The sequence below is a fragment of the Kitasatospora sp. NPDC005856 genome, assembly GCF_040629945.1.
Classification (GTDB): domain Bacteria; phylum Actinomycetota; class Actinomycetes; order Streptomycetales; family Streptomycetaceae; genus Kitasatospora.
This window is the reverse complement of sequence record NZ_JBEXWT010000019.1, coordinates 67,962-77,218: the sequence shown is the minus strand read 5'-3', so window position 1 is coordinate 77,218 and position 9,257 is coordinate 67,962. Positions and strand designations below refer to the sequence as shown.

7 protein-coding genes are annotated in these 9,257 nt (G+C 74.4%); 3 read left to right on the top strand and 4 right to left on the bottom strand.

Annotation, left to right across the window (positions count from 1 at the left end; translation table 11 throughout):
• The first annotated feature begins 412 nt into the window (after positions 1-412).
• Together ABZ449_RS14465 and ABZ449_RS14460 are read left to right on the top strand one after the other, a co-directional pair.
• Complete coding sequence (locus tag ABZ449_RS14465; RefSeq protein WP_360345331.1) at positions 413-892, top strand: Rrf2 family transcriptional regulator; 480 nt, start codon at positions 413-415, stop codon at positions 890-892.
• A gap of 73 nt (positions 893-965) precedes the next feature.
• A complete protein-coding gene (locus tag ABZ449_RS14460) occupies positions 966-2,147 on the top strand; it encodes a globin domain-containing protein (protein ID WP_360345329.1) in 1,182 nt (393 codons plus the stop codon).
• 242 nt (positions 2,148-2,389) lie between these two features.
• Here ABZ449_RS14460 and ddaH read toward each other — a convergent pair whose 3' ends face one another.
• On the bottom strand, positions 2,390-3,217 hold the full coding sequence (gene ddaH / locus ABZ449_RS14455; RefSeq protein ID WP_360345327.1) for a dimethylargininase: 828 nt from the start codon (positions 3,215-3,217) through the stop codon (positions 2,390-2,392).
• 229 nt (positions 3,218-3,446) lie between these two features.
• Positions 3,447-4,340, bottom strand: a complete 894-nt coding sequence (locus ABZ449_RS14450; RefSeq protein WP_360345325.1) for a ferredoxin — start codon at positions 4,338-4,340, stop codon at positions 3,447-3,449.
• A 227-nt stretch (positions 4,341-4,567) separates the two neighbouring features.
• Here ABZ449_RS14450 and ABZ449_RS14445 point away from each other — a divergent pair, with 227 nt between their 5' ends.
• Positions 4,568-5,350, top strand: coding sequence for an SGNH/GDSL hydrolase family protein (locus ABZ449_RS14445; protein ID WP_360345323.1), 783 nt, complete (start codon positions 4,568-4,570; stop codon positions 5,348-5,350).
• A 7-nt stretch (positions 5,351-5,357) separates the two neighbouring features.
• Here the strand turns inward: ABZ449_RS14445 and ABZ449_RS14440 are convergent, their stop codons facing one another.
• Positions 5,358-5,807 carry a DUF2809 domain-containing protein gene (locus ABZ449_RS14440; RefSeq protein ID WP_360345321.1) on the bottom strand — a complete coding sequence of 150 codons (450 nt, stop codon included), beginning with the start codon at positions 5,805-5,807 and terminating at the stop codon, positions 5,358-5,360.
• Between the two features lie 102 nt (positions 5,808-5,909).
• A complete protein-coding gene (locus tag ABZ449_RS14435; RefSeq protein ID WP_360345319.1) occupies positions 5,910-8,723 on the bottom strand; it encodes a hypothetical protein in 2,814 nt (937 codons plus the stop codon).
• Positions 8,724-9,257: the final 534 nt, after the last annotated feature.

The following is a 9,257-nucleotide window of genomic DNA, read 5'->3' as shown; positions in this document are numbered from 1 at the left end:
GGGCCCCCCCCCCTCGGGCGGGGCGCGGGCGGGGTGGGGGCCCCCCCCCCCCCCCGGGGGGCCCCCCCCCCCCCGGGGGCGGGGGGGGGGGGGCCCCCCCCCCCCCCCCGTCCGGGTGCGGGGTATGCGGGGAGTACGGGGTGTTCTCACGGATCTCTCCAGCTGCTCGGCACGTACGGGTGATGCGGCTGTGGTGGTGTTCGGAGCAGGGGGAAGCGTAAGAGCGCCTCTGACTTTCCGTCAGGGAGTGACTACTAATGTCGCCAACTGTTCAGTTTCGATCGATGCGTGACCGCGACCATCACCCCTGACCCCGGATCCCGGACCCTCGGCCGGCCGACGTGACCAGGGTCTCGATCGAAGTCGTGCAGAAAATTGGAGTTGGAGAGTCGTATTCGATAGCGTTCCGAACGTGAGGCTGACCAAGAGCACCGACATCGCCCTGCGGATCGCCATGCGACTGGCCGTCCTGGGCGAGGGCGACAACCCGACCACCCGCGAGGTGGCCGAGTCGGTCGGTGTGCCGTACACCCACGCGGCGAAGGTGGTCAGCCGACTGCAGCACCTGGGGGTGGTGGAGGCCCGGCGCGGTCGCGGCGGCGGGCTGATGCTCACCTTCGCCGGGCGCACCGGTTCGATCGGACTGCTGCTGCGGGAACTGGAGGGGGTCGGCGACGTGGTCGGCTGCGAGGACGAGCCGCCGTGCCCGCTGCGGGCCGCGTGCCGGCTGCGCGGGGCACTGCGGGGCGCCCAGGAGGCGTTCTTCGCGGCGCTCGACCACCTCTCCGTCGGCGATCTGGTGGCCTCCCCCGCCGGGCCGGTCCTGCTCGGCCTGACCACCGGACCGGCCCGCACCGCACCACCCGCCGACACCGCCGGACCCACCGGCTGATCAGCCCACCCGGGGCCGCACGCCACCTTGCGGCCTTTAATGCGAATCCCAGATACCACTTAGGAGTCGTCTGATGCTGTCCGCGAAGTCCGCCGAGGTCATCGAGGCCACCCTGCCCGTCGTGGGCGCCGCCATCGGGGACATCACCCCGCGCTTCTACGACCGGATGTTCGCCGCGCACCCGGAGCTGCTGCGCGACCTCTTCAACCGGGGCAACCAGGCCAACGGCAGCCAGCGCGAGGCCCTGGCCGGCTCGATAGCCGCCTTCGCCACCGCCCTGGTCGCCAACCCGGACCAGCGGCCGGACGCGATGCTCGCCCGCATCGCCCACAAGCACGTCTCCGTCGGCATCGGCAACGACCAGTACAAGATCGTCCACGAGCACCTGTTCGCCGCCATCGTCGAGGTGCTCGGCGAGGCCGTCACCCCCGAGGTCGCCGCCGCCTGGGACGAGGTCTACTGGCTGATGGCCAACGCGCTGATCGCCGTCGAGGACCGGCTGCGCGCCGAGGTGGCCGCCGGCGGCGACCCGGCCGACCTGTGGCGCCCCTACACCGTGATCGCCCGGGTCCAGGAGACCGAGGCCGTCACCACCTACCTCGTCCGCCCGACCGACGGCCGCCCGGTGCCCGCCTTCCACCCCGGCCAGTACGTCTCGGTGCGCACCGAACTGGCCGACGGCGCCCACCAGATCCGCCAGTACAGCCTCTCCGGCGGCGCCGACGGCGCGCTGCGCTTCAGCGTCAAGCGCGAGGACGGCGGCGAGGTCTCGAACCACCTGCACGACCACCTGAAGGCCGGCGACCCGATCGAGCTGGCGCCCCCGCTGGGCGACATCGCCCTGGCCGACGGCGACGGCCCGGTGCTGCTCGCCTCCGCCGGCATCGGCAACACCCCGATGACCGCCATGCTCGACCACCTGGCCACCACCGGCTCCACCCGGCGGATCGTCTCCGTCCACGGCGACCGCGACCAGCTGAGCCACGCCTTCCGCGCCGAGCTGGCGCAGCTCACCACCGCGCTGCCGAACGCCACTTCGCACGTCTTCTACGAGCAGCCGCTCGGCGAGTGGCCGGCCGAGCGCACCGGCCTGGTGGACCTGTCCACCGTCGAGGTTCCGGCCGGCACCACCGCCTACCTCTGCGGCCCGCTCCCCTTCCTGCGCGCCGTCCGCGAGCAGCTGCTGACCGCCGGCGTCCCGGCGGCGGACATCCACTACGAGGTGTTCGGTCCGGACCTCTGGCTCGGCGCCTGAGGCCTCGGGGCCTCGCAGTCCCGAGGCCCCGCGCTCATCAGGCCCTGAGGCCCTGACCCCCGGTTCGGGGGCCGAGGTCCCACCGCGGCACCGGTCCGCTCGGTACGGTCACGAGCGGACCGGTGCCGTTCGGCTTCCGGCACCACCGCCCGTACGCCCGAACACCCGTCATGCCCTGACGTCCGGCGGGAGTTCGAACCCGGCCCCGGGCCGTCCGCCACCGGGGACGCCACCGGGGCCCGTCACCGCGGCCTGAGCTCCAGGGTGCAGCACTTCGCCCCGCCGCCGCCCTTCAGCAGCTCCGAGACGTCCACCGGGACCGGCTGGTACCCGTGCTCGGCCAGCCGGCCGGCCAGGTTCTTGGCGGCCTCGGGCAGCAGCACCCGGCGCCCGTCCGAGACCGCGTTGAGCCCGAACACCTCGGCGTCGGCCCGGTCGGCGAGGATCGCGTCCGGGTAGAGGGCGCGCAGCACCGAGCGGCTGTCGGCGTCGAACGCCTCCGGGTAGTACATGACGTGGTCGTCGGCGAGCACCGCCAGTGCGGTGTCCAGGTGGTAGAAGCGCGGGTCGACCAGGGTCAGGCTGACCACCGGGACGCCGAACAGCTCCCCGGCCTCGGCGTGCGCGGCGCGCGAGGAGCGGAAGCCCGTCCCGGCGAGCACCCGGCGGCCCACCACCAGGTGGTCGCCCTCGCCCTCGTTGACGTGCCCGGCCCGGCGCACCTCGCGGTAGCCGTGCTCGCGGAACCAGGCCAGGTAGGCCTCCGACTCGGCGGCCCGCTCCGGGTGGCGGAAGGTGGCGACCAGGGCCCGGCCGTCCAGCACGGTGGCGCCGTTGGCGGCGTACACCATGTCCGGCAGGCCGGGCACCGGGTCGATCAGCTCGACGGTGTGACCGAGCCGGCGGTACGTCCAGTAGAGCCGCTCCCACTGGCGCAGGGCGAGCGCGGTGTCGGTGGGCTGGGAGGGGTCCATCCACGGGTTGATCGCGTAGTCCACGGTGAAGTGCGTCGGCCGGCACATCAGGTAGCGCCGCGGCCGGGCGTGACGCTCCGGTGTCTGCGTGAGCATGACTCAACCATCCTTGGATCACGGGGAGTTCGTCGCACGGAGTTCGGGGTTCGCGGGGCCGAAGACCTTCGTTCCCAAGGCGGCTGCCCCGGCGGAACCGTTCGCACACCCGGGCGGGCGCTCCCGGCGGTCGCACGCCCCCGCGCACCCGGCGCAGGGACCGGCGCACCGGCCGCCGGAGCTCACCCCCAGGCGCCCCTGGGCGGACCGTCCCGCGTGCGACCCGCGACTACCAGCGGTGCGCGCCGAAGTCCACCGGCCCGGGCCGCAGCTCCCGGCACCGCTCGGCCAGCGCCCGCAGCCGGCGGTCCGCCTCCTCGACGGACATCCGGCGCCGCCCACCGTGGCCGGGCAGCAGCCACTCGAAGCGCAGCACCCCGAGGCCGCGCCGCAGCGAGGCGGCGAGCTCCTCGATCGAGTACCAGGTCACCGACTCCGCCACCTCGATGTCCCCGGTGGTGCGGGACCAGTACAGGCTGTCGCCGCTGAAGCAGTACCGCTCGTCCGCCAGGAAGAGCACGCTGCCCCGGGTGTGCCCGGGGAACGGGTGGGCGACCAGACCGGGCGAGACCTCCGTCGGCCCGGTGCCGCGCAGCACCCGATCGGCGTCGGGAGCGGCCGCCAGATCACCCTCGTGGATCCAGAGCCGGGCACCGAAGCGGTCGGCGTACGCCCGCCCGTGCGCGGCGTGGTCGCGGTGGGTGAGCAGGACGTCGGTGACCGGGCCGAGCGCGGCGTACCGGGCGGCCAGGGCCTCGCTGTAGCGCGGCGTGTCGACCATCACCCAGCCGGTCGGGCGGCGGCAGAGGTAGGAGTTGGCGCCCGCGGTGCGGCGGGAGTTGTGGCCGAGCAGCAGCAGGTCGTCGGCGAGGGCCAGCGGGAACGGGTCCTCGGCCGGGTCCAGCGGCCCGGCGCCGGACCGGATGGAGCGGGTCGGGCAGGCGTGGGCGGCGGCGAGCAGCTGTCGGCGCTCGGCCGCGTCGCGCGGCTGGCGGACCAGCTCGGAACGGCCCTCGTGCTCGCGGACCAGGCCCGGCGCGAGCTGCCGGGCGACGTCGCAGTTGGTGCAGCGGTCGTCGACGAACCAGTTCTCGGGCGGATCGGAGCGCAGGTCGGTGGTCATGGATGCCTTCCCCTGGCAGGGCGGCGGCCTGAGCGGCCGCTCCCTTCGAGGATCCGCCGGACGGATCGGAAAGCGGAAGGGGGTGGCGATCTTGTGCTTTCCGGGGACCGGCTCTCTGCGAACGCTCCGCGAACACGGCGGCAGGGAAGGGCACGTGGCCCATCTCACGTTCCACCAGGGTCACCTACGGTGGCGTAGGTCACTTGATTGGGTGAACTATCTCTTTCATGCCGAATCTCCAGGAGACCCTTGACCTCGATTCGTACGCCGCCCTCGGGGACAGCTTCACCGAGGGTCTGAACGACCCCGGCATCGACGGCCGGTTCGCCGGGTGGGCCGACCGCCTCGCCGGAATCCTCGCCGACGGACGCCCGCCGGGCACCTTCCGCTACGCCAACCTCGCGGTGCGCGGCCGACTGCTCGACCAGATCACCGCCGAGCAGGTGCCGCAGGTCCAGCGCCTCCAGCCCGACCTGGTCACCTTCTGCGCGGGCGGCAACGACATCCTCCGGCCGGGCGCCGACCCGGACGAGGTGGCCGAGCGCTTCGAGGCCGCCGTCGTCCGGCTCGCCGAGAGCGCCGGGACGGTGCTGATCTGCACCGGCTTCGACACCAAGGACGTGCCGCTGCTGAAGCACCTGCGCGGCAAGATCGCCACCTACAACGGGCACATGCGCGCCGTCGCCGACCGCAACGGCTGCAAGGTGGCCGACCTGTGGTCGCTGCGCGCCGTGCAGGACCGCCGCGCGTGGAGCGAGGACCGCCTGCACCTGTCGCCCGAGGGCCACCAGCGGGTCGCCCTGCTGGCCGCCCGCTCGCTGGGGCTGCGCACCGCGCAGGACCCTGAGGCCGCGTGGCCGGACACCCCCGTGCTCAGCCCCGCCGACCAGCGGCGGGAGAACATCCAGTGGGCCCGCGAGCACCTGTTGCCCTGGGTCGGCCGGCGCCTGCGCGGCGAGTCCTCGGGCGACCACGTCGAGCCCAAGCGGCCGGATCTGCTTCCGCTCTGACGGTCGGTCAGGTCCCGGCGGACCGTCGAGCGGAGCCCTTTCCGGAGGCTGCTCCACCGGTAGCTGCGACTCGGGAGGTACGCAGCACCCGGTGGAGCGCTCCGGCACAGCCCGCGCCGACCAGGTACCAGAACAGGTCCGGCGGGTTGAAGGTCGAACCCAGCACCAGGTGGACCAGTCCGCTGCGCCGCCCCCACTCCTCGGGCAGCCCGGTCGCCTGGAACAGCTCCACCACCCAGCTCACCGCGGCCGCCACCACCGCGGCCCGTACCGGCCGGACGCGCGGCGCGACCAGCACCACCAGCGCGTACACCAGGACGGTGTAGAGCGCGTCCCCGGCGTACTTGGCGAGATCCCCGCCCGCCACGGCCCGCACCGTCAGGCCCGCCGCCACCGCGAGCACCCCGCCCGCGGCGGCCGGGAGCCGTCCGACCGTTCCCCTCCGAAGCCCACCCATCCGCCCCACGCTACGCCCCGGCCCCGGGGAACCCGCGGACCACCCCCGCCGACCACCCCCGTGGACCCATCGCCGGGGCCGCGAGTGCGGGCTGTCCCGCCGTCACGCCTGCTCCCCCGCCCGCAGCTCGGTGGCGATCTGGCGCCGGCCGGCGACCAGCGTCTCCAGCACCACCCCGAGGCCCACCAGCAGGGCCAGGCCCGCGGTGGGCAGCAGCACCGGCATCGGCACGGGGGTGATGACGTCCCCGACCTCGGCGCCGACCAGCGTCGAGATGTCGAAGGCCCCGCCCAGCAGGGCGACCGCCGCCAGCGCGACCAGACCGCCGCCGGCGGCCGCCGCCAGGGTCTGCGGCAGCGCCTCGGTCAGGATCAGTGCCAGCCCCTGTCGGGGCGGCAGACCCATGGTGCGCAGCCGGGCGAGTACGGCGGTGCGGTCGGGTGCGGCACGCAGGAGCGTCAGCAGGACGGCGAGCAGGGCGAATCCGGCTCCGGCGGCGGCCGCGTACCGGAAGAGCCGCCCGGCGGCGCGCTGCAGTGGGTCGTCGCCGAGCGCGGTGGCGGTCTCCCGGCTGCTGTGCACCGTGTATCCGGCGGGCAGGCCGTGGGTGTCCTTGCCGACGGTCGTGGCGTCGTCCGCGATCAGCTTGGCCAGGCCGACCGGCCGGGCTCCGCCGTTGTCCCGCAGAGCCGTCCTGACCCGGTCCGGGTCGACGTCGCCGACGGCGAACCAGTGGTTCTCCCGCTTGGTGTCCGGCAGTCGTTCCCAGGCGGGGCCGGCGGGAACGACGACGAACGGTTTGCCCGGGTCGGGCAGCGCGGGGGTGGCGCCGACGATGCCGGCGACGGTGAGGTTCAGATCGTTGCCGTTGGGCGTGCGCACCCGGGACGGCCCTGCGGCCAGGCGTTCGGCCAGGTCGCGGCTGACCAGGGCGGGCACCGGGGTGTCCCGGCCGCCGGACGCCCCGGCCAGCTTCGCCGGATCGAACCCGCCGGCCCCGAGGACCCGGGCGATCTCGGCGTACGCCGTCGGATCGGTCACCGCCACCAGGTAGGCCTCGGTGTCCTTCCGGTCGCCGCCGAGGAGGCGGGCCCTGGGTTCGATCCAGGCCGCGGTCGAGGCGCGGACGCCGGGCAGGGCGGCGGCGGCCCGGGTGAACTGCTCGGTGAGGGTGGCGTAGTCCGGGAGGGAGACGCCGATGTCCCCGCCCGTGGCGATGCGCGCGGCGCGGGTCCGCACGTGGTCGACGGTGTCGAGCACGGTGGCGCCGAAGCCGGTCGTGGTGACGGCGATCAGCAGGGCGAGCAGGGGCAGCGCGGAGGGCCTGCGGCGGCCGGAGGCGTCGCGGGCGGCCCGGGCGAGTCCGAGGAAGCCGGTCAGGCCTCGGCCCCGGCCGACGAGGGCGGCCAGCCGGCCGACCGCCACCGGCTCGATCCTGGCCAGCAGCAGTCCGCCGGTGACGGCGAGCAGCAGCGGGGCGGCGACCAGCAACGGGTCCACCCCGGCCCCGGAGTGGCCGACGCCCCGGCGCCGGACCTCCGCCACGGCCGCCACGGTGACCGCCAGGACGGCGAGTTCGCCGACCAGCCGGCGTCGGCCGCCGGCCGGCCGCCGACGGGACCACAACAGGGCCGCGCGCACCGGAAAGGCCAGCAGTGCGATCAGGGTCGTGACCAGGGCTGCCGCCACCGCGCGGTCCCAGCGGGCAGTGGGCAGCAGCACCAGGGCGAGGGCCGTGGCGAGCGCGGCGGCGGGCAGGACGGTGACCGCCCCCTCGCCGAGCAGTCGCCGCAGCACCCCGCCGAGCGAGCCCCCGCGGGCCCGCAGCAGCCGGATCTCGGCGGCGCGCCGGTCGGTGGTGAGCGCGGCGGCCAGGAACAGCACCACGGTGGCGACGCCCGCGACGCCGGCCGGTCCGATCGTGCTGAGCGGCAGCGAGGCCCGGTAGCGCTCGTCCGCCCGGGTGAGGACGTCGGGCAGGCCGGAGACGGTGTGCAGGTCGGCGCGCCCGGTCCCGTCGACCAGGGCAGCGGCGTCGCGCCCGGTCAGGAAGGAGCGGACGACGTCGCGGGTGCGGTCGATGCCGTCGGTGTGCAGCGAGGCGGGGTCGACGGGCAGCCGCCAGAAGTTCTCGGCCTTCGAACCCCAGCGGACCATCGCGGGCAGGCTGCCGCCGTCGACGAACCCGCTGGTCGTCCAGTGCTCGTGGTCGGGCTTGGCGTTCAGGCAGGCACGGGCCGGGCAGCCGAGGTCGTCCCAGAACGGGTCCTGGGGGTCGTTGACCCGGTAGAGGCCGACCACCACGGTGGTCCGCTTGGCGCCCGAGCTCTCGACGCCGTTGTCGATGACGTCACCGAGCTTGATGCCGATGGTCTCGGCGGCCTTCTCGCTGACCACGATCGGCAGCGGACCGCCGACGTCGCCGGGCGTGGGCCAGGTGCCGTCGGTGAGGGTGGCCCGGGCGGCCAGGTCGTGCAGGTAGAGCAGGCTGAGGGCCGGATAGGGCTCCTTGTCCGAGATGTGGGCGTACCCCGGATTGGCCATGGAGTGCTCTCCCAGGGCGCGGGCGCCGTAGGCCTGCCCGGAGCGGGCCAAGGTCAGCCGCCCGCCGGCCTGCTCGACGAGCTGCCGCTGCACCCGGTCGAGTTCGACCGCGGTGTCGTCGTCCCGCGTCCTGGACGTGGTCTGCAGGCTGGTCGGGTTGGGGCCCTTCTGGCGGACGAACTCCTGGAGCGCCGAGTCCGCGCCCCGGTCCGTGACGCGCGGGAAGGCCGCCGCCAGGAAGACGGTGACGAACGCGAGGGCCGCCATGAGCAGCGCGGCCGCCGGGTTCGCCCGCAGTCTGGTGCGGACCCAGGGCGCGGGCCGGTGGGCGGAGTCGGGGGCGGGCACACGGGTGCCGGCCTGGGTGGTCACATCTCCTCCACGTGGCGTGGCCGGTCGGCCGCGCCTCGACGGCGGTGACCGGAGGTCGCGGGGCACCTCGGTCACGGACGGACACGTCACGGGTACACCGGCGCGGTGATCACCGGCGATCGGTCGCCGGATAGCGGACGATGCTGTCAGATTCGATCCGGGAACGGAAGGGACTTGAGCGAATCAAACAAGTAACGGGCGAATTCCTTGCATTGATGGGATCCCGTCGATGGAAAAGCCGCTGGGATGCCATGCGCACCTCACAACTCCCGTTTCCTCGCGCGCCCTTGACCAGCGAACTCCCCTTTCGGGAATTCCCCGCCCGGGACGGTGAACCCGCGAACCCGCCTCGGCCGTTGACCCGGAGGGAACCGGACCGCCTCCCCCCGGAACCACCGCGCCACGCCGTACGTCACTCCCCCCGACGAACGTCCGCGCAGGTCGCGGGCGGGATGAGGACCGGAAGGGACAGGCGGGAAAAGTGGCGCACGTGGGTGGGGCCGAGGTGGCCGAGGCTCAGTCGGGGCCGGCGGC

What these genes read in the sequence shown, in the direction of transcription:
- ABZ449_RS14450 (WP_360345325.1), bottom strand. Translation starts at nt 4,340, where the DNA reads ATGACCACCGACCTGCGCTCCGATCCGCCCGAGAACTGGTTCGTCGAC.
- ABZ449_RS14460 (WP_360345329.1), top strand. Translation starts at nt 966, where the DNA reads ATGCTGTCCGCGAAGTCCGCCGAGGTCATCGAGGCCACCCTGCCCGTC.
- ABZ449_RS14445 (WP_360345323.1), top strand. Translation starts at nt 4,568, where the DNA reads ATGCCGAATCTCCAGGAGACCCTTGACCTCGATTCGTACGCCGCCCTC.
- ABZ449_RS14440 (WP_360345321.1), bottom strand. Translation starts at nt 5,807, where the DNA reads ATGGGTGGGCTTCGGAGGGGAACGGTCGGACGGCTCCCGGCCGCCGCG.
- ddaH (WP_360345327.1), bottom strand. Translation starts at nt 3,217, where the DNA reads ATGCTCACGCAGACACCGGAGCGTCACGCCCGGCCGCGGCGCTACCTG.